Consider the following 20,098-nt stretch of genomic DNA (forward strand, 5'->3'; position numbering starts at 1 on the left):
GAATTCATGAGCCTGAATCCAAGAGATGCAGTCATCGTCGACTTCGGTCGCACCCCGATGGGGCGCTCCAAGGGCGGCATGCACCGTAACACCCGCGCCGAGACCATGTCCGCACAGCTGATCGACGGCCTGCTGGCGCGCAACCCGAAGATCGACCCGGCCGAGGTCGAGGACGTGATCTGGGGCTGCGTGAACCAGACCCTCGAGCAGGGCTGGAACATCGCCCGCATGGCCTCCTTGCTGACCCGCATTCCGCACACCAGCGCCGGCCAGACCGTGAGCCGCCTGTGCGGTTCGTCCATGAGCGCGCTGCACACCGCCGTGCAGGCCATCCAGACCAACAACGGCGACGTGTTCGTCGTCGGTGGCGTGGAGCACATGGGCCACGTCAGCATGATGCACGGCGTCGACCCGAACCCGCAGCTGTCGCTGCACGCGGCCAAGGCGTCGGGCATGATGGGCCTGACCGCCGAGATGCTCGGCAAGATGCACGGCATCACCCGTGAAGCCCAGGACCAGTTCGGCTACCGCTCGCACCAGCTGGCATGGAAAGCGACTCAGGAAGGCAAGTTCAAGGACGAGATCATCCCGATGGAAGGTCACGACGAGAACGGCTTCCTCAAGGTCTTCGACTACGACGAGACCATTCGCCCGGAAACCACCCTCGAAGGCCTGGCCGAGCTCAAGCCGGCGTTCAACCCGAAGGGCGGCACCGTGACCGCCGGTACCTCCTCGCAGATCACCGACGGTGCGTCCTGCATGATCGTCATGTCGGCCCAGCGCGCCAAGGACCTCGGCCTGCAGCCGATGGCCGTGGTTCGTGCCATGGCACTGGCGGGCGTGGACCCGGCGATCATGGGCTACGGCCCGGTTCCGTCGACCCAGAAGGCCCTCAAGCGTGCCGGTCTGACCATGGACGACATCAGCCACGTCGAGCTGAACGAAGCCTTCGCTGCACAGGCCCTGCCGGTGCTCAAGGACCTCAAGCTGCTCGACAAGATGGAAGAGAAGGTCAACCTGCACGGCGGTGCGATCGCCCTGGGTCACCCGTTCGGCTGCTCCGGTGCGCGCATCTCCGGCACCCTGCTGAACGTGATGAAGCAGAACAACGGTACGCTGGGTGTCGCTACCATGTGTATCGGTCTGGGCCAGGGGATCAGCACGGTCTTCGAGCGCCTCTGAGCCGCGCTGACTGACAGCCGCGATCGACTGGGCTAGGCTGTCGCCAGTCGTTCGTCGCTGTACGAATGCCGTTGAGTCATCAAAAGCCGGGGGCTACCTTCCCCGGCTTTGCATTTCTGGAGGTTCGCATGCAGGTCCAGCCAGGGCGCTATCGTCACTACAAGGGGCCGGAATATCGGGTGTTCGCCGTGGCGCGTCATTCGGAAACCGAGGAGTGGATGGTGTTCTACCAGGCGCTGTATGGTGATCAGGGGCTGTGGGTCCGCCCGCTGTCGATGTTCGTCGAATCGGTCGAGGTCGATGGCAAAAGCGTGCCTCGTTTCGCCCTGGTCGAGGCCGAGCCCGGCCGTTTCTGAGCGTCCCGGGCGGTCGGTTGCGCGGCGCTGGCCGCTTGACCTTGCCGCCATCGCCACTATATATAGCGGTGCTTTTCCGGCAGGGAGGTCACCGGGTCCGCATGGCGGCTCGACACGGCGACCGGCCCGGCAAGGTCCCGCACGACCTGCCACGCGGTTCGCCCGAGCACTCCGGGCGGCGCATTCCGGGCTTCGCAAGCTCGCCTTCGTTCACTTCTCGATTCAGGAAATCTCCTCTCCATGGGTAAATCGCTGGTCATCGTGGAATCACCGGCCAAGGCCAAGACCATCAACAAGTACCTGGGCAACCAGTACGTGGTGAAGTCGAGTATCGGCCACATCCGCGACCTCCCCACCAGCGGCTCGTCCAGCAAGGAGCCGGCCAAGCGCGGCAAGTCGGCCGAGACCTCGGCGCTGTCGCCGAAGGAGAAGGCCAAGCGCCAGCTGTTCGCCCGCATGGGCGTCGACCCGGAGCATGGCTGGAAGGCCAAGTACGAGATCCTCCCGGGCAAGGAAAAGGTGATCGAGGAGCTGCGGCGCCTGGCCAAGGAAGCCGACACCATCTATCTCGCAACCGACTTGGACAGGGAAGGGGAGGCCATCGCCTGGCACCTGCGCGAATCCATCGGCGGCGACGACGAGCGCTACAAGCGCGTGGTGTTCAACGAGATCACCAAGAAGGCCATCCAGGAGGCCTTCTCCCAGCCGGGCGAACTGGACATCAACCGGGTCAATGCCCAGCAGGCGCGGCGTTTCCTCGACCGCGTGGTGGGCTACATGGTCTCGCCGCTGCTCTGGGCCAAGATCGCCCGCGGCCTTTCGGCCGGGCGCGTGCAGTCGGTGGCGGTCAAGCTGGTGGTCGAACGTGAGCGCGAGATCCGCGCCTTCGTCCCGGAAGAATACTGGGAAGTGCACGCCGACCTGGCCACCGCGCAGCAGGCCAAGGTGCGCTTCGAGGTCGCGCGGCAGAACGGCGAGGCCTTCAAGCCGCTGAACGAGGCGCAGGCCAATGCCGCGCTGGCCAAGCTCAAGGGCGCCAGCTACACGGTTTCCAAGCGTGAGGACAAGCCGACCAGCAGCAAGCCGTCGGCGCCGTTCATCACCTCCACGCTGCAGCAGGCGGCGAGCAATCGCCTGGGCTTCGGCGTGAAGAAGACCATGATGATGGCTCAGCGCCTGTACGAGGCCGGCTACATCACCTACATGCGTACCGACTCGACCAACCTGTCGGCCGATGCGCTGGCCATGGCCCGTGGCTTCATCGAAAGCGAGTTCGGCAGCCAGTATCTGCCGGAGAAGCCCAACCTCTATTCGAGCAAGGAAGGCGCCCAGGAGGCCCACGAGGCAATTCGCCCGTCCGACGTCAACCTGCGGCCGAACCAGCTGTCGGGCATGGAACGCGATGCCGAGCGCCTCTACGAGCTGATCTGGCGCCAGTTCGTCGCCTGCCAGATGCCGCCGGCGCAGTACCTGTCCACCAGCGTCACGGTCAGCGCCGGCGAGTTCGAGTTGCGTGCCAAGGGCCGCATCCTCAAGTTCGACGGTTACACCCGGGTGATGCCGCAGCAGAGCAAGACCGGCGAAGACGACGTGCTGCCGGAGATGAAGCAGGGCGAGGCGATGAGCCTGCTGGCACTCGACCCCAGCCAGCATTTCACCAAGCCCCCGGCGCGCTATTCCGAAGCGAGCCTGGTCAAGGAGATGGAGAAGCGTGGTATCGGCCGGCCATCCACCTATGCGGCGATCATCTCCACCATCCAGGATCGCGGCTACGTGTCGCTGCACAACCGTCGCTTCTACGCCGAGAAGATGGGCGAGATCGTCACCGAGCGCCTCTCCGAGAGCTTCGAGAACCTGATGGACTACGGCTTCACCGCCGGCATGGAAGAGCATCTGGACGACGTCGCCCAGGGCGAACGCGAGTGGAAGCACGTGCTCGACGAGTTCTACGGTGACTTCCGCCGCAAGCTCGAGGTGGCCGAGTCGCCGGAAAACGGCATGCGCGCCAACCAGCCGACCCTGACGGATATCCCGTGCAAGGTCTGCGGCCGGCCGATGATGATCCGTACCGCCTCGACCGGCGTGTTCCTCGGCTGCTCCGGCTACAGCCTGCCGCCGAAGGAACGCTGCAAGTCGACCATCAACCTGATTCCCGGCGACGAAATCGCTGCCGACGACGAAGGCGAGTCCGAATCCCTGGTGCTCTTGGGCAAGCGCCGCTGCCCGATCTGCAGCAACGCCATGGACGCTTACCTGGTCGACGAGAAGCACAAGCTGCACATCTGCGGCAACAACCCCGACTGCAGCGGCTATGAGGTCGAGGAAGGCCAGTTCCGCATCAAGGGCTACGAAGGCCCGAGCCTGGAATGCGATAAGTGCGGTAGCGAGATGCAGCTCAAGACCGGTCGTTTCGGCAAATTCTTCGGTTGCACCAACGCCGAATGCAAGAACACCCGCAAGCTGTTGAAGAACGGCGAGCCGGCGCCGCCGAAGATGGATGCGGTGAAGATGCCGGAACTCAAGTGCGAGAAGGTCGACGACACCTACGTGCTGCGTGACGGTGCTTCCGGGCTGTTCCTTGCCGCCAGCCAGTTTCCGAAGAATCGCGAGACGCGGGCGCCGTTGGTCAGCGAGCTGATCCCGCATCGCGACGAGATCGATCCGAAGTACCACTATCTGCTCGACGCACCGCAGAAGGATTCCGAAGGCCGGCCGGCGGTGGTGCGTTTCAGCCGCAAGACCAAGGAGCAGTACGTGCAATCCGAGGTCAACGGCAAGCCCACCGGCTGGAAGGCCTTCTTCGACGGCAGCCGCTGGAAGGTCGAAGACAAGGGTTGAGCCGCCGTGCAGGGCTTCCGCCAGGATGCGGACGGGAGCCCGCATGGGTTGGCTTGGACCGGCGAGCGGTTCATTCTTGCGGAAACTGTTGCTTGGCGGAGGCGCCAGATGGCCCACGAACGCTACACCCGTACCAACCAGAAGCTGTTCTTCGCCGGCCTGGCCCTGGAGAACTGGCGTAAGGCGGAGTCGCTCGGCAGTCTCGGTGCCCAGGGCCAGATCCAGGCCGAGCGCGAGGCCGTGCTGTTCCACCTCTATGGCGCCGTGCTCGGTCTGTGCCATGAGATCGCCGGTTTCTACCGTTCGCCCGGCGCCGACGCGCCGCGGGCCGAGGCCTTCCTGACCCGGCAGATGCTGGAACAGGCGCCCAGCCAGGAACTGGCCGAGCTGGTCGAACTTGCCGAGCAGGCCGATAGCTGGCTGGCCGAACTGTTGTCAGCCTACGCGGCGCTGTTCGAGCCGCCGCGTGCGCCGGCCAAGGTCAAGGTCGACCCCAGGCAGCCGCTGATCGAGGCGGTGAACGTCGACGAGGACCAGCCCGAACCGCTACCGCATGCCGAACTGGAGCGCTGGCGCCGCAACGTCAAGGACCTGGCCCTGCGCTTTCGCGAGACGATGACCGAATGGTGAGCCTGGCCGTGGCAATGCCACGGCGCCGTGCTGGTCGTCGCTAGGCGGCCAGGCGCACGGCCTTCCACACGGGCCGATCGGGCGCCGGGTTGTCGCTCTCTGCCCGGCAAGCCTTTAATCGTGGCGGGTGGCTGGTACAATGCACGCTTTTGTTCGAGAGCCAAGTTTCCAATGCCTACGTCTTTTCTAGAGATTGTCGAGATGCCCGATGGGCGCATCGTGCTCCGTCGCGCCGAAGACGAAGAGGTGCTGGTCACGCTGGACTTCTCCGAGGACGCCAGGCTGTTCCTGCAGGGGCAGCATGTCGAGGTGGCCAAGGCGATGTTCAATCTCGGTGTGCAGATGGCCGGCCGGATGGCCGAAGGCGAGTTCGATCAGGGGGATGAGGCGCCGCGCGTCCTGCACTGACGGCTAGCGGTGATCGGCACGTTCCCTGTGCCGGAAGCGAATCAGCAGCCCAGGCGTATGTTCAGGCTGCGCGCCTCGCCGAGGCTGGCCGCCGCACGCAGACGGTTGCGCTCGGTGTTGCTGAGCTTGTCCTGCCAGGTGATCACGGTGTGGCTGCAGCCCGAGCCGAGTGCCTTGCAGGCCAGCTCCAGTGGGGGCTGGCCGTTGCGCGGTTGCAGCAGTATGACCCGCTGCCGGTTTAGGCCGCTGTCGCGCAGCCAGGTACCTGATAGCGAAGCCGGCGGGGCGATCAGGGTCAGCCAGCGCTTGTCGTCTGCCTCGCTGAGCTCGCGCAGTATCGGGGTCAGCAGCAGGTGGCAATGATCGATGCTGCCGCTCAGGCTGAGCTCGCTGAGACTCTCGGGGCGGACCGAGTAGGCAGGCGGCGCGGAACACAGCGGCAGGGCGCGCTGGGCGATCACGCCTTCGAAGAGCGACAGCTGCGGTCGCGAAGTATCGGAACGGTACTGCATCATCCTTCTCCTGTTCAGCGACGGATCACGCCGACACTCAATCCCTCGATGACCAGCTCCTGCTGTTCGAGATCGACCTCGATGGGCGCGAACTCAGGGTTCTCTGCCAGCAGCCAGACCTTCTTGCCCTCGCGCTTGAACCGCTTGACTGTGACTTCATCGCCGACTCGAGCGACTACCACTTGGCCGTTGCGTGCTTCGCGGATGGTGTGCACCGCCAGCAGGTCGCCGTCGAAGATGCCGATGTCCTTCATGCTCATGCCGCGCACGCGCAGCAGGTAGTCGGCCTTCGGATGGAAAAACGCCGGGTTGATCTGGCAGGATTCCTCCACGTGTTCCTGGGCCAGGATCGGCGCACCGGCGGCAACCCGGCCGATGATCGGCAGGCTGCCCTCGTTGGCGGCCGGCTCCAGGTCCGGAATGCGAATGCCGCGGGAGGCACCGGGCGTCATCTCGATGGCGCCCTTGCGGGCCAGGGCCTTGAGGTGTTCCTCGGCGGCGTTGGGGGATTTGAAACCGAGCTCCTGCGCGATCTCCGCACGGGTAGGGGGGTAGCCATTATCCTCCAGGCAGCGCTTGATGAATTCGAGGATCTGAGACTGGCGTGGCGTGAGCTTGATCATGGCGGTCTCTGTTCTTTTATACAGTGCCTGGGATTATATACAGTGATCCGGTCTTGGCAATCGCCGGCCGGCTGTCCGTCCCGCGGGGCTCGGCTTGCGACAACGAGGCGCGTCGCTGGCAATATTCCTGGTTGACTTGGTTCAGGGCGAAACGTAAGTTTCAAACACCTGTTTGTTTCTCGGAGGGGGCATGGCGCAGTCGGAAACAGTTGAGCGCATTCTCGATGCTGCCGAACAGCTGTTCGCGGAAAAAGGCTTCGCCGAAACCTCGCTTCGTCTGATCACCAGCAAGGCCGGGGTGAACCTGGCAGCGGTGAATTATCACTTCGGCTCGAAGAAGGCGCTGATCCAGGCGGTGTTCTCGCGCTTCCTCGGGCCGTTCTGCGCCAGCCTGGAGCGCGAGCTGGACCGCCGCGAGGCCCTTGCCGACCGGCCCGACACCCTCGAGGACCTGCTTGGCCTGCTGGTCGAGCAGGCTCTGGCGGTCAAGCCGCGCAGCGGCGACGATCTCTCCATCTTCATGCGCCTGCTCGGGTTGTCCTTCAGCCAGAGCCAGGGGCACCTGCGGCGTTACCTCCAGGACATGTACGGCAAGGTGTTCCGCCGCTATATGCTGCTGGTCCACGAGGCCGCACCGGCATTGCCGCCGATCGAGCTGTTCTGGCGCGTGCACTTCATGCTGGGGGCCGCGGCCTTCAGCATGTCCGGGATCAAGGCGCTGCGCGCCATTGCCGAGAACGATTTTGGCGCGCGGACCTCCATCGAGCAGGTGATGCGCATGATGGTGCCGTTCCTGGCGGCGGGCATGCGTGCCGAGACGGCCATCGCCGGCACGCCGCTGGCCGAGGCGCAACCGCTGGCCCGGCGCAACGCCGTCGCCGTGCCGGCCAAGGGCTGAGTTCAAGCCGGCTGCGGCATCGGCTAAGCTTGGCGCCCATGACCGATCTCGATTTTCTCCTCGTTTCCATCGCCGACCAGCAGCTCTACGGTTTCACCGCAGGTGAGCTGCGCTGTCGCCTGCCGGTGTCGACGGCGCGCAACGGCGCCGGCGAGCGCAACGGTTCGGGTTGTACCCCGCGCGGGCTGCATCGGGTGCGGGCGAAGATTGGCGAGGGACTGCCCAGCGGTGCGGTGCTGCGTGGCCGGCGCTGGACCGGCGAGGTCTGGTCAGCGCAGTTGCACGCGCAGTTTCCCGGGCGCGACTGGATCCTCAGCCGCATCCTCTGGCTGAGCGGCTGCGAGCTGGGCATCAACCGGCTTGGCGCGGTCGATACCTTCAGGCGCTACATCTATCTGCATGGCACGCCGGACACCGAGCCGATGGGCGTGCCGCTTTCCCATGGCTGCATCCGGTTGCGCAACGCCGACCTGATCAGGCTGTTTTCCCAGGTGCCGGTGCACTGTGCGGTTCGTATCGACGAAGCCGCCTATCCCCAGTGGGCCGATGCCGCACTCGAATAAGGATTCATCGTCCATGCAAGGTTCTCTGATGCTGGATATCGGCGGCACTTGGCTCACCGCCGAGGACCGCCAGCTGTTGCGCCAGCCCGAGGTCGGCGGGTTGATCCTGTTTGCCCGCAACATCGAGCATCCGCGGCAGGTGCTCGAGCTGACCCGGTCGATTCGCGCACTGCGGCCCGACCTACTGCTGGCGGTGGACCAGGAGGGCGGGCGTGTGCAGCGGCTGCGCCAGGGTTTCGTGCAACTGCCGGCGATGCGCGATATCGCCTCCTGCGCGGGAGCCATGGAGCTGGCACGTGCCTGCGGCTGGCTGATGGCCAGCGAGGTGCTCGCCGTGGGGCTCGATTTCAGTTTCGCCCCGGTGCTGGACCTCGATCACCAGCGCAGTGCGGTGATCGGCAAGCGCGCCTTCGAGGCCGACCCGGCGCGAGCCGCCGAACTGGCCGGCGCCTTCATCGAGGGCATGCATGCGGCGGGCATGGCGGCGACCGGCAAGCACTTCCCCGGCCACGGCTGGGCCGAGGCCGATTCGCACGTGGCGATTCCCCGCGACGAGCGCAGCCTGGCGAGCATCCGTGCGCAGGACCTGCTGCCGTTCCAGCGCCTGGCCGGCGAGCTGGATGCGGTGATGCCGGCGCACGTCATCTATCCGCAGGTGGACGAGCAGCCGGCCGGGTTTTCCCGTCACTGGCTGCAGACGATCCTCAGGGGCGAGCTCGGGTTTACCGGGGTGATCTTCAGCGACGATCTGTCGATGGCCGGCGCGCATGTCGCCGGCGACGCCGCGGCGCGCATCGAGGCGGCGCTGGCCGCCGGTTGCGACATGGGCCTGGTGTGCAACGACCGCGGCGCCGCCGAACTGGCGCTCGCGGCGTTGCAGCGCCTGCGCGTCCAGCCTGCGCCGGCGCTGCGCCGCATGCGCGCGCGGCGCAGCGTTGCGCTGGACTACAAGCAGGACCCGCGCTGGCTGCACTCGTTCGGCATGCTGCGAGCGGCCGGTCTCGTCTAACTCTTGCAAGGATCACCATGACCGTTCATGCCATCATCGGCGGCACCGGGCTGACCGAACTCGACGGCCTGGCCCTGCGCGTCGCCCAGCGTATCGAGACGCCCTACGGCGAGCCCTCGGCCGACATCCTGCGCGGCGAGTTCGCCGGCCGCGAAGTGCTCTTCCTGGCCCGCCACGGCCAGCCGCACCGCATCCCGCCGCATCAGGTGAACTACCGGGCCAACCTCTGGGCGCTGAAGCAGGCCGGTGCTCAGGCCATCATCGCGGTGAATGCGGTGGGCGGCATCCACGCCGCTATGGGGACGGGCCATTTCTGCGTGCCGCACCAGATCATCGACTACAGCTACGGGCGAGCGCATACCTTCTTCGAAGGCGATATCGAACACGTCACCCACATCGATTTCAGCCATCCCTACGACCAGGCCTTGCGCGAACGGCTGATCGCGGCGCTGGCCACCGAAGGTGTCGCCTGCAGCAGCCACGGCGTCTACGGCTGCACCCAGGGCCCACGCCTGGAGACCGCAGCCGAGATCGCCCGCATGGAGCGCGACGGCTGCGACATCGTCGGCATGACCGGCATGCCCGAGGCCGCATTGGCGCGTGAACTGGAGATTCCCTACGCCTGCCTGGCGCTGGTGGTCAACCCGGCGGCCGGCAAGTCCGGCGGGCTGATCAGCATGGCCGAGATCGAGGCGGCGCTGGCGGGGGGGATCGGCAAGGCGCGTGCGGTGCTGGCGCGCATCCTGGGCTGACGGGGCGGGTGGCAACACGGCTGTCACGCCGGGGCGCGACACTGGCAAATTGCGGCGTGCCCATTGCGGCTGGCAGGCCGCTTGCTACACTGAGCCGTCCTCTGGAGTACCTGGAATGTTCGATCAGCGACGCACAATAACAATATTCAGAACCGTGCTATTGCTGAGTCTGCTCGGCTCGCTCGCCGGCTGTTCGACCTGGTTCAGCAGCAACTTCATCGACCCCGACGTCAGCCTGAGCAAGGTCGAGGTGGTCAAGGCGCGGCTGCTGGAGCAGCAGTTCCTGCTGCGCTTTCGCATCGACAACCCCAACGACCACAGCCTGCCGGTGCGCGGCCTGCGCTACAACGTGCACCTCAACGAGGTGGAGCTGGCCAAGGGCGAGTCCAGCGGCTGGCTGACGGTGCCGGCCAACAGCTTCGAATACTACGAAGTGACCGTGCATACCAATCTCTGGAAGCACATGAAATACATCGTGCGCCTGCTGGAAAAGCCGGACCGGCCGATCCGCTACAGCCTTGACGGGCAGCTCAAGACCGGCCTGATGCTCGGTCGCCCGGTACAGATTTCCACCCACGGGGAGATCATCCCCGGCAACTTCATCCCGGAGTAACCGCAGCAAATGACGCAGCAACCCCACGTACACGGCCCTGACTGCAATCACGATCATGAGCACGGCCATGAACACCACGTGCACGGCCCGCATTGCAACCACGGCCACGAGCCGGTGCGCAATCCGCTGAAGGACGTCGGTCGCAACGACCCCTGCCCGTGTGGCAGCCAGAAGAAGTTCAAGAAGTGCCACGGCGCCTGACCGCCCCATGTCGACCCTTGCGCTCGTGCTGCTGACCCTCGCCCTGCTGGTGGTCGTTGCCCTGGCCGGCTACGCGCTGTACCTGTGGCGGCGCGTCTGGCGCCTGCAGCGCGAGCAGCAGCAACAGCTGGCCAGGCGTCATCAAGCCCTGGCCGAGGACCTGCGCATCCTCGCCGGCAGCCTGCTCGACGAGCAGCTGCCGCTGATCGAAGGTGCGATCCGCATCAAGGTGCTGCTCGACCACTACGACCCGGCGCTCGGGCAGGACCCGCGCTGCCACGTGTTCCAGACGCTCTACCAGGCGACCGAGCAGGTGCCGACCCACGAGGCGTGGAAGGCACTGGAGCGTAGCGAGCGGCGCCGGCACGAGGCGAACTTCAGCGCCCTCGAGCTCAAGCACAAGGCCGAGGCGCGCCGTTGCGCACGCTGGCTGCTCGACGAGGCGCTGGCACGCACCGATCACGCCGCCTGATCCGCAAACGCCGAAAACTGTCTATCACTTAACTGCCGTCTGCTTGCATCGCAAGGAGTCCTCATGTCGTTGTGCCCGCGTTTCCCACTGCTTGGCCTCGCGCTGGGCGTCGTGCTTGGCCTGGCTGGGTGCCAGGCCTACCTGGACAACCGCTACAGCGCCAGCGTCGCGCCCGAGCACGGCGTGCAGCCGCTCACCGGTCTGGCCCAGAGCGTCAGTGTGCGCCGCAACGCCCTGGGCATGCCGCTGATCGAGGGCTCGTCGCTGCATGACGCGCTGTTCGCCATGGGCTACGTGCACGCCAGCGACCGGCTCGGGCAGATGGTCAGCCTGCGCCTGATGGCGCAGGGGCGCCTCGCCGAGATGGCCGGCCCCGGCGTGCTGGACATCGACCGCTTCATGCGCGCGGTGAACCTGCGCCAGAGCGCCGAGCTGTTCTACCGCCAGGCCTCGCCGCGTATGAAGAAGATCTTCGAGGTCTACGCGAGGGGCGTGAACGCCTACCTGTATCGCTACCGCGACCGCCTGCCGATGGAGCTGGCGGCGTCCGGCTATCGTCCCGATTACTGGAAGCCGGAAGATTCCGTGCTGGTCTTCTGCCTGCTCAACTTCGGCCTGTCGGTCAACCTGCAGGAGGAGATCGCCGCCCTGGCCCTGGCGCAACAGGTGGGCAGCGACAAGCTGGGCTGGCTGCTGCCGACCTATCCCGACGAACCGCTGCCGTTCGACGAGGCCGCCAAGCTGGCGGGGCTCAAGCTGGGCGGGCAGGTCCCGGGGCTCGGCAGCGTTGCCGAGGTCACCCGGCGGGTCGCCGACTTCAACATGCTCGGCGTCGCCGCGTCGAACAACTGGGCCATCGCCGGCAGCCACGCGCGCAGCGGCAAGCCGTTGCTGGCCAACGACACCCACCTGCCGCTGTCGATGCCCTCGTACTGGAATTTCATGCAGATCCGCTCGCCGAAGTTCCAGGCCGCCGGCGTCTCGGTCGCCGGTGTACCGGCGGTGGTCGCCGGCTTCAACGGCAAGCTCGCCTGGGGCATGACCATGGTGATGGGCGACAACCAGGACCTCTACCTCGAGCAGGTGCGCCGCGAGGGCGACCGCCTGCTGTACCTGGCCGACGGGCGCTGGCTGCCGGCGCAGGTACGCCACGAGACGTTCTTCATCAAGGGGGCGCGACCGGTGCGCGAAACCCTCTACGAGACACGCAACGGCCCGCTGCTCAACTCCGTGCTCGGCGAGCGCAAGCATCCGCTGCAACCGCTGCAGCTGCAGAGCGGCTACGGCCTGGCGCTGAAGACCACCCTGCGCGAGGCCGACCAGTCGCTGGATGCCTTCTTCGACCTGTCGCGCGCAGGCTCGGTCGAGCAGGCCTTCGAGGCGAGCAGCCGCATCGGTGCCATGCCGTTGAACATGGTCTTCGCCGACGCTCACAGCATCGGCTGGCAGGTCACCGGGCGTTTCCCGAATCGCCGCGAGGGCCTCGGGCTGGTGCCTTCGCCGGGCTGGGAAGGACGCTACGACTGGGACGGCTTCGCCGATCCGATGCTGCACCCCTACGACCAGGATCCCGCCCAGGGCTGGCTGGGCACGGCCAACCAGCGCAGCGTGCCGCGCGGCTATGGCATGCAGCTGTCCAGTTCCTGGTACTACCCCGAACGCTACGAGCGGATCGCCGAGCTGGCCGGCCGCGGGCGGCACGACATGCGCAGCATGATCGCCATGCAGTACGACCAGCGCACGCCGTTCGCCGCCAAGCTCCAGGCGATGCTGCAGGGCCCGGGCATGGCGCAGCCGCTACAGGCGGCGATCGCCGCGCTGCCGGCAGAAGCGCGCGGGCGTGCCAGGGAGGCATTGCGCCGCCTGCTGGCGTTCGATGGCAACCTGGCCGCCAGCTCGGCCGATGCCGCACTGTATGGCGCCTTCCTGCACGAGAGTGCGCGGCAGACCTTCCTCGACGAGCTGGGCCCGGAGGATGGCGCGCCCTGGCGCGCGCTGCTGCAGGCGGCGAGCCTGTCCTATTCGGCACAGGCCGACCACCTGCTGGGCCGCGACGACAGCCCGTTCTGGGATGACCAGCGCACGCCGCAGGTCGAGGACAAGCCCGCCATCCTCGCGCGCAGCCTGGCGGCGGCGGTGAGCCTGCTGGAAACCCGACTCGGGCCGGATCGCCAGGCCTGGCAGTGGGGCAAGCTGCATCGCTACCACTGGCTCAGCGGCGCGACGCAGCTCGCGCCCTACATGCCGGCGGGACAGCGCCGCGGCATCGAGGCGCTGGACGGCTACCTGAACCGCGGGGCCTATCCGGCGGGCGGCGACCATTCCACGCTGAACGTCTCGGCCTACCACTGGGGCGCGGACTTCGATACCTGGCTGGTTCCGGCGATGCGCATCGTCGTCGACTTCGGGCGCGACGAGCCGATGATCGGCCTGAACAGCTCGGGGCAGTCCGGCAACCCGGCCAGCGCGCACTACGCCGACGGCATCGACGCCTGGCTCAAGGGCGCCTACCAGAGCTTCCCGATGCAGCCGGCCAACCTCGACAAGGTCTATGGCACGCAGCGTCTGCTGCTGACCCCGGCACGCTGAACCGCGTTCAGCCCGGTACCACCTCGAGCACGCGGATGCGTTGCGGCTCGGGGTAGTGCCAGTGCACATCGACATCCCACAGCCGGGCGCCATAACGGCGTTCGGCCGGCGGGCGCTGGTACGCCGGCCGCGGGTCCTGCGCCAGGCACTGTTCGATCAGCTCGACCAGCGGCTCGCCCAGGCGCCGGGCATGCTCGCCGGCCTGCGCCAAGGCAGCCGCCGACCACTCGACCGCGATGGGGGCAGGAGGCGCATCGGCGATGGCGTTGTGCGCCTGCTCGACGATATCCGCGTAGGGCACGTAGGGCTTGATGTCGAGTACCGGCGTGCCGTCGAGCAGATCGATGCCCGACAGATGCAGCCGGCCCGGCTCCACACCGTCGAGCCTGACCACCGACTGGCCGATGCCGTTGGGTCTGTGGGTCGCGCGGGTGGCGAATACGCCGAGCGTGCGATTGCCGCCGAGTCGCGGCGGTCGCACCCGCAGCCTGGGTTTGTCCTCGAGGGCCTGGTGGAAGAGAAACAGCAGCCAGACATGGCTGACCTGTTCCAGCCCGGCGACGGCCTCGCCCGTGTCATAGGGCGGCAGCAGTTCCAGCACGCCACGTGCCGCGGGCGCCAGGCTGGGCTGGCGCGGGATGGCGAACTTCTCCTTGAAGCAGGAGCGCAGGATGCCGACGGGACTGACGCTGTGGAGCATGACGATGACCGGCTGGAAGCGGGGAGCGCGATGATACGCCGCCCGTGTCCGCCTTGCGCGGCCGCGGGCGATGACTCAGAGGCCGAGCAGCCGCGCCACGTAGTCGGCGTCCTTGTCGCCACGGCCGGAGAGGTTGACCAGGATGTGCTGGTCGCGGCCCAGCGTCGGCGCCGCGCGCATCGCCCAGGCCACCGCGTGGGCGCTTTCCAGCGCCGGGATGATCCCTTCGGTGCGCGACAGGCGCATGAAGGCGTCCAGGCATTCCCGGTCGGTGACCGACTGGTAGCTGACCCGGCCGATGTCCTTCAGGTAGCTGTGCTGCGGGCCGACGCCGGGGTAGTCCAGGCCCGAGGCGATCGAATGCACGGCGGCCGGATTGCCCTCGGCGTCTTCCAGGACGTAGCAGGCCATGCCGTGCAGTTCGCCGGGCTTGCCCACCGATAGGGTTGCGGCGTGGCGGCCGGGCACCTCGATGCCTTCGCCGGCCGGCTCGATGCCGACCAGCTGCACCGCGTCATCGTTGAGGAAGGCGGTGAAGATGCCCATGGCATTGGAGCCACCGCCGACGCAGGCGGCGACCTGATCCGGCAGCCGCCCGTGCTTGGCGAGGAACTGCTCGCGCGCCTCGCGGCCGATGATCGACTGGAAGTCGCGGACCATCTTCGGGAACGGGTGCGGGCCGACCACCGAGCCGATGGCGTAGATGAAGTTGTGCGGGTCCTTGAGGTATTCCTCGAAGGCGCTGTCCACCGCCTCCTTGAGCGTTGCCGCACCACGGGTGACCGGCACCAGCGTGCAGCCGAGGATCTTCATCTTGGTGACGTTGGGATGTTCCTTCTCGATATCCACCTGGCCCATGTGGATCTCGCAGGGGATGCCCACCAGCGCGCAGGCGGTGGCCAGGGCCACGCCATGCTGGCCGGCGCCGGTCTCGGCGATCACCTTCTGCTTGCCCATGAACTTGGCCAGCAAGGCTTCGCCCAGGCAGTGGTTGATCTTGTGCGCGCCGGTGTGGTTCAGGTCTTCGCGCTTCAAATGGATCTGCGCGCCGCCGAGCTGCTCGGAGAGGCGCCGGGCATGGAAGATCGGGCTCGGCCGGCCGACGTAGTCGGCGAACAGCGCCGCCAGTTCCTGCTGGAAATCCTCGCGCTGGCGGATCTCCTCGTAGGCCAGGTTGATGTCGTCCATGGCCTGCTTGAGGTGCGGTGGCACCAGCTGGCCACCGTAGGGGCCGAAGTAGCCGTTTGCGTCGGGCATGGCGGTGAAGGCAGGGGTGGACGACATGATCGCTCTCTCGTGACGGTTGAGGCCTCGGCGCGGCGCTGCCGCCGGGCAGGAAAGCGTCAGATAGTAGCGATTGGCAGGCAGTGGCGAAACGCCGCGGCGGTGCCGGGCGCGCCGCCTTTTGTCGCATGGACGGTGCGCTGTGGCGCAGCTCGCAGGGTGGGCTTCAGCCCACCGGAGCGGAGGTCAGCCAGGCGTGTACGAGCTGAGCAGACCGGGTTGCTGGGCTGAAGCCCACCCTAACAGGCGATCGGCTCAGATGGTCTCGGCCCAGAGGTCGTACTCGTCGGCATTGGTCACCCGTACGCGGACCATGTCGCCCGGCTGCAGGGGCTGGTCGCTGTCGACGTAGACCATGCCGTCGATCTCCGGGGCGTCGGCCCAGGAGCGGCCGATGGCGCCGTCCTCGTCCACTTCATCGATCAGCACATCCAGTTCCTTGCCGATCTTCAGCTGCAGGCGCGCCGCGCTGATGGCCTGCTGGTGCGCCATGAAGCGGTCCCAGCGCTCCTGCTTGATCTCGTCCGGTACCGGTTCCAGGCCCATGGTCTCGGCCGGTGCACCGTCCACCGGCGAGTACTGGAAGCAGCCGACGCGGTCGAGCTGGGCTTCGGTCAGCCAGTCGAGCAGGTACTGGAAGTCTTCCTCGGTCTCGCCGGGGAAGCCGACGATAAAGGTCGAGCGGATGGTCAGCTCGGGGCAGATCTCGCGCCACTGCTTGATGCGCGCCAGGGTCTTGTCCTCGAAGGCCGGACGCTTCATGGCCTTGAGCACCTTCGGGCTGGCGTGCTGGAAGGGGATGTCCAGGTACGGCAGGATCTTGCCGGCGGCCATCAGCGGGATCACGTCGTCGACGTTGGGGTAGGGGTAGACATAGTGCAGGCGCACCCAGACGCCCATCTTGCCGAGCTCCTCGCACAGCTCGAGCATGCGCGTCTTGACCGGCCGGCCGTCCCAGAAATCCAGCTTGTACTTGAGGTCCACGCCATAGGCGCTGGTGTCCTGGCTGATCACCAGGATCTCCTTCACGCCGGCCTTGACCAGGCGCTCGGCTTCGCTGAGCACATCGCCCACCGGACGGCTGACCAGCTTGCCGCGCATCGACGGGATGATGCAGAAGCTGCAGCTGTGGTTGCAGCCTTCGGAAATCTTCAGATAGGCGTAGTGGCGCGGGGTGAGCTTGATGCCCTGCGGCGGCACCAGGTCGACGAAGGGATCGTGCTCGATGCTCGGCGGCACCACTTCGTGCACCGCGTTGACCACCTGCTCATACTGCTGCGGGCCGGTAACCGCCAGCACGCTGGGGTGCACGCCGCGGATGTTGTTCTCGTCCACGCCCATGCAGCCGGTGACGATCACCTTGCCGTTCTCGGCGATCGCCTCGCCAATGGCATCCAGCGATTCGGCCTTGGCGCTGTCGATGAAGCCGCAGGTGTTGACCACCACCACATCGGCATCCTCATAGGACGGCACGATCTGGTAACCCTCCATGCGCAGCTGGGTGAGGATGCGTTCGGAGTCGACCGTTGCCTTCGGGCAGCCGAGCGAGACAAATCCTACGGTAGGGGCGTTTTTCGACATGACGGGCCGGCCTCGGTGATGCGGCGGGAAAAATGGCGCGAGAGTATACAGCGATTTCACCCGGGCCGATGCGGTGACCGGCCACTGGCCATGCCGGTCGTCCGGTCGCTCAGGCTTGCTGCCGCAGCAGGTGCCCCGGCGGGGCCTTGAGCAGGAACAGCAGCGAGTCGAACACCGAGTGGATCAACGAACTTCGCTCGCCGGGGTTCTGCAGGCACTCGTAGAGCAGGCCGCTGACGGCGCTCTGCAGCAGCGCCTCGGCGGCTTCCAGATCCAGCGTCGCCGGCAGCTGGCCGCTCGCCACGGCGTGCGCCAGCAGCGCCTGGATCTGCCCCATGAAGTGGCCGCGCAGCCGCGCCAGGCCCTCCTGGATCACCGCCGAGCGGGTCGCCGTGCCCTGCAGCAGCATGATTCCCGACAGTTGGCGCGAGACCTCGCTGTGGACCGTCTTGTGGAGCGCACCGGCCAGCCAGGCCCAGGACTGCGCGAGGTCGAGGCGGGGTGGAATCGCCTGCTGCAGCGGGATGGGCAGCTCGTCGAACAGCGCACGCAACAGGGCGTCCTTGTCCTTGAAGTGCCAGTACACCGCGCCGCGGGTGACACCGGCAGCCCTGGCTACCGTTTCCAGCGCGGCGTTGCCAACGCCTTCCTGCCAGAACACATCGTTGGCGGCCATGAGAATCTTTTGGCGGGTCGCTTCTGCTTCGGCGGCGGTTCGTCTGGCCATCCTTGGATTTCTCAGGCGGTTTGCGCGGTGCGCCGGCCGATGGCCCGCTCGACCTGCTGCTTGCAGTCCTGCAGTGCCTGCTGGAACGACTCCCGGCGGGTTACCAGCCGGGCGGTCGGTGCGACGACCGCGATCGAGTAACGGCCCAGGTAGGTATCGAGCGGGACCGCGGAGGAACTCAGTCCCTCGATCAGCTCGCCATGCTCCTCGGCGACCGTGCCGGCACGGATCTGCCCGAGCTGTTCGAGCAGCACGGCGCGCTCCGGCGTGCAGGGCGTCAGCATCGGCAGCGGGTCGGGCAGCAGCTGCTGCAGGCTGTCTTCCGGCAGTGCCGCCAGCAGGGCCTTGCCGCTGGCCGTCGCGTAGGCCTGCGCCTTGATGCCGATGGGGAACACCACGCGTAATTCGCGCTCGGCCACCACGCGATCGACCACATAGGCCTTGTCGCCGACCAGCGTGCTGACGCAGACCGATTCGTCCAGCTGCTCGGAGAGTTCGAGCATGTAGGGCTTGAGCAGCGTGATGATGTCCGTCTGGGTCTGGCTGATCAGTTGCCCGAGCGCCGGCCCGAGGCGGAAGCCGCCGCCGGGGCCGAGGGTCTCGACCAGGTATTCGGCCTCCAGCGCGGTGATGATGCGCTGCACCGTGGAGCGGGGCAGGTCGACGATCTGCGCGATGGCCGCCAGGCTCAGGCCCTGCGGGTTGCTGCCCAGCGCCCGCATGATTGCGCCCGCCCGGGCGATTACCTGGATACCGGCCTGTCGACCAGCATCGCCGGCCTGATCTGTCTGCGTCATAGGTCCTCTGATTGTGCCGAGCCCACTGGGGTGGCACGCATTTTCCAGCAGCTTCGCGGCAGTGAACAGGCATTCGTGACAGCGGATCGCCAAGGCGTGCAGCCGTCCCGTTTCCGTCCTGTTACATATCCGGGTTGTTTGCTCTGAATTGCATAGTGATACACTGAACCGTATTGCGGTACAAACCTTTCGTGCATCAGGGAGAAAAACAGGTGATTCACCGGAAAGCTAAATTGCGTGCGGGGCACTCCGTCGCGCTGGCGACGCTGCTGCTGGCTGGTTGCGCAGAGCCGGATAAGGCGCAGACCGCGCCGTCGGCACCGGAAGTGGGGGTCTATCGGGTCGAGGCACAGCCGTTGACGCTGACCACCGACCTGCCGGGGCGCACCAGCGCCTATCGCATCGCCGAGGTCAGGCCACAGGTCAGCGGCATCCTGCAGCGGCGGCTGTTCACCGAAGGCACGGAAGTGCAGAAGGGCCAGCAGCTCTACCAGATCGATCCACGCACCTATGAGGCGGTGTTGGCCCGCGCCGAGGCCAACCTGACCACCGCGGAGAACCTGGCCAGGCGCTACGAGCGGCTGCTCAAGACCAACGCGGTCAGCCGCCAGCAGTACGACGATGCCATGGCGGCCTGGAAGCAGGCGCAGGCGGAAGTGCAGGTCGCACGCATCGACGTGCAGTACACCAAGGTGCTGGCGCCGATCTCCGGGCGCATCGGCCGCTCGGCGGTGACCGAGGGGGCGCTGGTCACCAACGGTCAGGCCCAGGAGCTGGCCACCGTGACCCAGCTCGATCCGATCTACGTGGACGTCAACCAGCCGATCACCAAGCTGCTCGGCCTGCGCCGCGCGCTGGAATCCGGCCGCCTGCAGAGTTCCGCTGACAACCAGGCCGAGGTCAGCCTGACCCTGGACGACGGCAGCGCCTATCCGTTGCCCGGTACCCTGAAATTCTCCGAGGTGAGCGTCGACCCGACCACCGGCTCGGTGACGTTGCGCGCCGAATTCCCCAACCCGGACCGCAAGCTGCTGCCCGGCATGTTCGTGCATGCGCTGCTCAAGGAAGGCACCCAGCAGAACGCCATCCTCGTGCCGCAGCAGGCGGTCAGCCGCGATGCGCGCGGCGTGCCCAGCGTCTGGGTGGTCAAGCCGGACGACAGCGTCGAGCGGCGCGAAGTCGAGACATTGCGCACCGTCGGCAATGCCTGGCTGATCGGCAAGGGCGTCGCCGATGGCGAACGGGTCATCACCGAAGGCACGCAGCGGGTACGCAGCGGTATCACCGTCAAGCCGGTGGCGGCCAGCAACGTCAGACTGGTCGCCGAGTTCGCTCCGAAGACCGACGCCGTCGCCAACTGAGG

21 protein-coding genes are annotated in these 20,098 nt (G+C 66.8%); 14 read left to right on the forward strand and 7 right to left on the reverse strand.

All coding sequences use genetic code 11. From position 1 onward, the window contains the following. Positions 1-6 precede the first annotated feature (6 nt). The 5 genes from fadA to L3N39_RS12220 all read left to right on the forward strand — a co-directional run bounded on the left by fadA (position 7) and on the right by L3N39_RS12220 (position 5,414). Positions 7-1,182 (forward strand): acetyl-CoA C-acyltransferase FadA, encoded by a 1,176-nt coding sequence (fadA, locus tag L3N39_RS12200; protein WP_237257605.1) that lies wholly within the window; start codon positions 7-9, stop codon positions 1,180-1,182. A 128-nt stretch (positions 1,183-1,310) separates the two neighbouring features. After that, the gene (locus L3N39_RS12205) at positions 1,311-1,538 is read left to right on the forward strand and encodes a DUF1653 domain-containing protein (protein WP_237257606.1); all 228 of its coding nucleotides are present in this window, start codon (positions 1,311-1,313) and stop codon (positions 1,536-1,538) included. Between the two features lie 240 nt (positions 1,539-1,778). Then, on the forward strand, positions 1,779-4,376 hold the full coding sequence (topA, locus tag L3N39_RS12210; protein ID WP_237257607.1) for a type I DNA topoisomerase: 2,598 nt from the start codon (positions 1,779-1,781) through the stop codon (positions 4,374-4,376). A gap of 108 nt (positions 4,377-4,484) precedes the next feature. Then, the gene (locus tag L3N39_RS12215; RefSeq protein WP_237257608.1) at positions 4,485-5,006 is read left to right on the forward strand and encodes a DUF6586 family protein; all 522 of its coding nucleotides are present in this window, start codon (positions 4,485-4,487) and stop codon (positions 5,004-5,006) included. Positions 5,007-5,177: 171 nt separating this feature from the next. Continuing rightward, positions 5,178-5,414, forward strand: coding sequence for a hypothetical protein (locus tag L3N39_RS12220; protein ID WP_237257609.1), 237 nt, complete (start codon positions 5,178-5,180; stop codon positions 5,412-5,414). Between the two features lie 41 nt (positions 5,415-5,455). On the opposite strand, the gene sulA is transcribed toward L3N39_RS12220, so the two are convergent. Both sulA and lexA read right to left on the reverse strand, forming a co-directional pair. Then, positions 5,456-5,926, reverse strand: coding sequence for an SOS-induced cell division inhibitor SulA (gene sulA, locus L3N39_RS12225; protein WP_237257610.1), 471 nt, complete (start codon positions 5,924-5,926; stop codon positions 5,456-5,458). Positions 5,927-5,940: 14 nt separating this feature from the next. Further along, complete coding sequence (lexA, locus tag L3N39_RS12230) at positions 5,941-6,549, reverse strand: transcriptional repressor LexA (protein ID WP_237257611.1); 609 nt, start codon at positions 6,547-6,549, stop codon at positions 5,941-5,943. A 190-nt stretch (positions 6,550-6,739) separates the two neighbouring features. On the opposite strand from lexA, the gene L3N39_RS12235 reads away from it, so the two are divergent. The 8 genes from L3N39_RS12235 (at position 6,740) to L3N39_RS12270 (ending at position 13,646) form a co-directional block, all read left to right on the forward strand. Then, on the forward strand, positions 6,740-7,447 hold the full coding sequence (locus tag L3N39_RS12235) for a TetR/AcrR family transcriptional regulator (protein ID WP_237257612.1): 708 nt from the start codon (positions 6,740-6,742) through the stop codon (positions 7,445-7,447). A gap of 38 nt (positions 7,448-7,485) precedes the next feature. After that, positions 7,486-8,010, forward strand: a complete 525-nt coding sequence (locus tag L3N39_RS12240) for a L,D-transpeptidase (protein ID WP_237257613.1) — start codon at positions 7,486-7,488, stop codon at positions 8,008-8,010. Between the two features lie 13 nt (positions 8,011-8,023). Further along, positions 8,024-9,019 (forward strand): beta-N-acetylhexosaminidase, encoded by a 996-nt coding sequence (nagZ, locus tag L3N39_RS12245; RefSeq protein WP_237257614.1) that lies wholly within the window; start codon positions 8,024-8,026, stop codon positions 9,017-9,019. Positions 9,020-9,036: 17 nt separating this feature from the next. Next, positions 9,037-9,771, forward strand: coding sequence for an S-methyl-5'-thioinosine phosphorylase (locus L3N39_RS12250; RefSeq protein ID WP_237257615.1), 735 nt, complete (start codon positions 9,037-9,039; stop codon positions 9,769-9,771). Positions 9,772-9,886: 115 nt separating this feature from the next. Beyond that, complete coding sequence (locus L3N39_RS12255) at positions 9,887-10,384, forward strand: LEA/WHy family protein (RefSeq protein ID WP_237257616.1); 498 nt, start codon at positions 9,887-9,889, stop codon at positions 10,382-10,384. 9 nt (positions 10,385-10,393) lie between these two features. After that, positions 10,394-10,585 (forward strand): SEC-C metal-binding domain-containing protein, encoded by a 192-nt coding sequence (locus tag L3N39_RS12260; protein ID WP_237257617.1) that lies wholly within the window; start codon positions 10,394-10,396, stop codon positions 10,583-10,585. Between the two features lie 7 nt (positions 10,586-10,592). Continuing rightward, the gene (locus L3N39_RS12265) at positions 10,593-11,057 is read left to right on the forward strand and encodes a DUF2489 domain-containing protein (RefSeq protein ID WP_237257618.1); all 465 of its coding nucleotides are present in this window, start codon (positions 10,593-10,595) and stop codon (positions 11,055-11,057) included. 63 nt (positions 11,058-11,120) lie between these two features. Then, a complete protein-coding gene (locus L3N39_RS12270; RefSeq protein ID WP_237257619.1) occupies positions 11,121-13,646 on the forward strand; it encodes a penicillin acylase family protein in 2,526 nt (841 codons plus the stop codon). A gap of 7 nt (positions 13,647-13,653) precedes the next feature. Here L3N39_RS12270 and tsaA read toward each other — a convergent pair whose 3' ends face one another. The 5 genes from tsaA to L3N39_RS12295 form a co-directional block, all read right to left on the reverse strand. Next, positions 13,654-14,346 carry a tRNA (N6-threonylcarbamoyladenosine(37)-N6)-methyltransferase TrmO gene (gene tsaA / locus L3N39_RS12275; RefSeq protein WP_237257620.1) on the reverse strand — a complete coding sequence of 231 codons (693 nt, stop codon included), beginning with the start codon at positions 14,344-14,346 and terminating at the stop codon, positions 13,654-13,656. Positions 14,347-14,421: 75 nt separating this feature from the next. Further along, a complete protein-coding gene (trpB, locus tag L3N39_RS12280) occupies positions 14,422-15,630 on the reverse strand; it encodes a tryptophan synthase subunit beta (protein ID WP_237257621.1) in 1,209 nt (402 codons plus the stop codon). A gap of 255 nt (positions 15,631-15,885) precedes the next feature. Beyond that, complete coding sequence (rimO, locus tag L3N39_RS12285) at positions 15,886-17,211, reverse strand: 30S ribosomal protein S12 methylthiotransferase RimO (RefSeq protein ID WP_237257622.1); 1,326 nt, start codon at positions 17,209-17,211, stop codon at positions 15,886-15,888. Positions 17,212-17,320: 109 nt separating this feature from the next. Next, entirely contained in the window at positions 17,321-17,887 is a 567-nt protein-coding gene (locus tag L3N39_RS12290; protein WP_237257623.1) for a TetR family transcriptional regulator, read from the reverse strand. Positions 17,888-17,949: 62 nt separating this feature from the next. After that, on the reverse strand, positions 17,950-18,735 hold the full coding sequence (locus L3N39_RS12295; protein ID WP_237257624.1) for an IclR family transcriptional regulator: 786 nt from the start codon (positions 18,733-18,735) through the stop codon (positions 17,950-17,952). A 212-nt stretch (positions 18,736-18,947) separates the two neighbouring features. On the opposite strand from L3N39_RS12295, the gene L3N39_RS12300 reads away from it, so the two are divergent. Then, positions 18,948-20,096 carry an efflux RND transporter periplasmic adaptor subunit gene (locus L3N39_RS12300; protein WP_237257625.1) on the forward strand — a complete coding sequence of 383 codons (1,149 nt, stop codon included), beginning with the start codon at positions 18,948-18,950 and terminating at the stop codon, positions 20,094-20,096. The last annotated feature ends 2 nt before the right edge of the window (positions 20,097-20,098 follow it).

This window comes from Pseudomonas oligotrophica, assembly GCF_021726475.1.
GTDB lineage: Bacteria > Pseudomonadota > Gammaproteobacteria > Pseudomonadales > Pseudomonadaceae > Stutzerimonas > Stutzerimonas oligotrophica.

Coding starts and splice junctions, on each gene's coding strand:
- fadA (WP_237257605.1), top strand. CDS start 7: ATGAGCCTGAATCCAAGAGATGCAGTCATCGTCGACTTCGGTCGCACC.
- L3N39_RS12205 (WP_237257606.1), top strand. CDS start 1,311: ATGCAGGTCCAGCCAGGGCGCTATCGTCACTACAAGGGGCCGGAATAT.
- topA (WP_237257607.1), top strand. CDS start 1,779: ATGGGTAAATCGCTGGTCATCGTGGAATCACCGGCCAAGGCCAAGACC.
- L3N39_RS12215 (WP_237257608.1), top strand. CDS start 4,485: ATGGCCCACGAACGCTACACCCGTACCAACCAGAAGCTGTTCTTCGCC.
- L3N39_RS12220 (WP_237257609.1), top strand. CDS start 5,178: ATGCCTACGTCTTTTCTAGAGATTGTCGAGATGCCCGATGGGCGCATC.
- sulA (WP_237257610.1), bottom strand. CDS start 5,926: ATGCAGTACCGTTCCGATACTTCGCGACCGCAGCTGTCGCTCTTCGAA.
- lexA (WP_237257611.1), bottom strand. CDS start 6,549: ATGATCAAGCTCACGCCACGCCAGTCTCAGATCCTCGAATTCATCAAG.
- L3N39_RS12235 (WP_237257612.1), top strand. CDS start 6,740: ATGGCGCAGTCGGAAACAGTTGAGCGCATTCTCGATGCTGCCGAACAG.
- L3N39_RS12240 (WP_237257613.1), top strand. CDS start 7,486: ATGACCGATCTCGATTTTCTCCTCGTTTCCATCGCCGACCAGCAGCTC.
- nagZ (WP_237257614.1), top strand. CDS start 8,024: ATGCAAGGTTCTCTGATGCTGGATATCGGCGGCACTTGGCTCACCGCC.
- L3N39_RS12250 (WP_237257615.1), top strand. CDS start 9,037: ATGACCGTTCATGCCATCATCGGCGGCACCGGGCTGACCGAACTCGAC.
- L3N39_RS12255 (WP_237257616.1), top strand. CDS start 9,887: ATGTTCGATCAGCGACGCACAATAACAATATTCAGAACCGTGCTATTG.
- L3N39_RS12260 (WP_237257617.1), top strand. CDS start 10,394: ATGACGCAGCAACCCCACGTACACGGCCCTGACTGCAATCACGATCAT.
- L3N39_RS12265 (WP_237257618.1), top strand. CDS start 10,593: ATGTCGACCCTTGCGCTCGTGCTGCTGACCCTCGCCCTGCTGGTGGTC.
- L3N39_RS12270 (WP_237257619.1), top strand. CDS start 11,121: ATGTCGTTGTGCCCGCGTTTCCCACTGCTTGGCCTCGCGCTGGGCGTC.
- tsaA (WP_237257620.1), bottom strand. CDS start 14,346: ATGCTCCACAGCGTCAGTCCCGTCGGCATCCTGCGCTCCTGCTTCAAG.
- trpB (WP_237257621.1), bottom strand. CDS start 15,630: ATGTCGTCCACCCCTGCCTTCACCGCCATGCCCGACGCAAACGGCTAC.
- rimO (WP_237257622.1), bottom strand. CDS start 17,211: ATGTCGAAAAACGCCCCTACCGTAGGATTTGTCTCGCTCGGCTGCCCG.
- L3N39_RS12290 (WP_237257623.1), bottom strand. CDS start 17,887: ATGGCCGCCAACGATGTGTTCTGGCAGGAAGGCGTTGGCAACGCCGCG.
- L3N39_RS12295 (WP_237257624.1), bottom strand. CDS start 18,735: ATGACGCAGACAGATCAGGCCGGCGATGCTGGTCGACAGGCCGGTATC.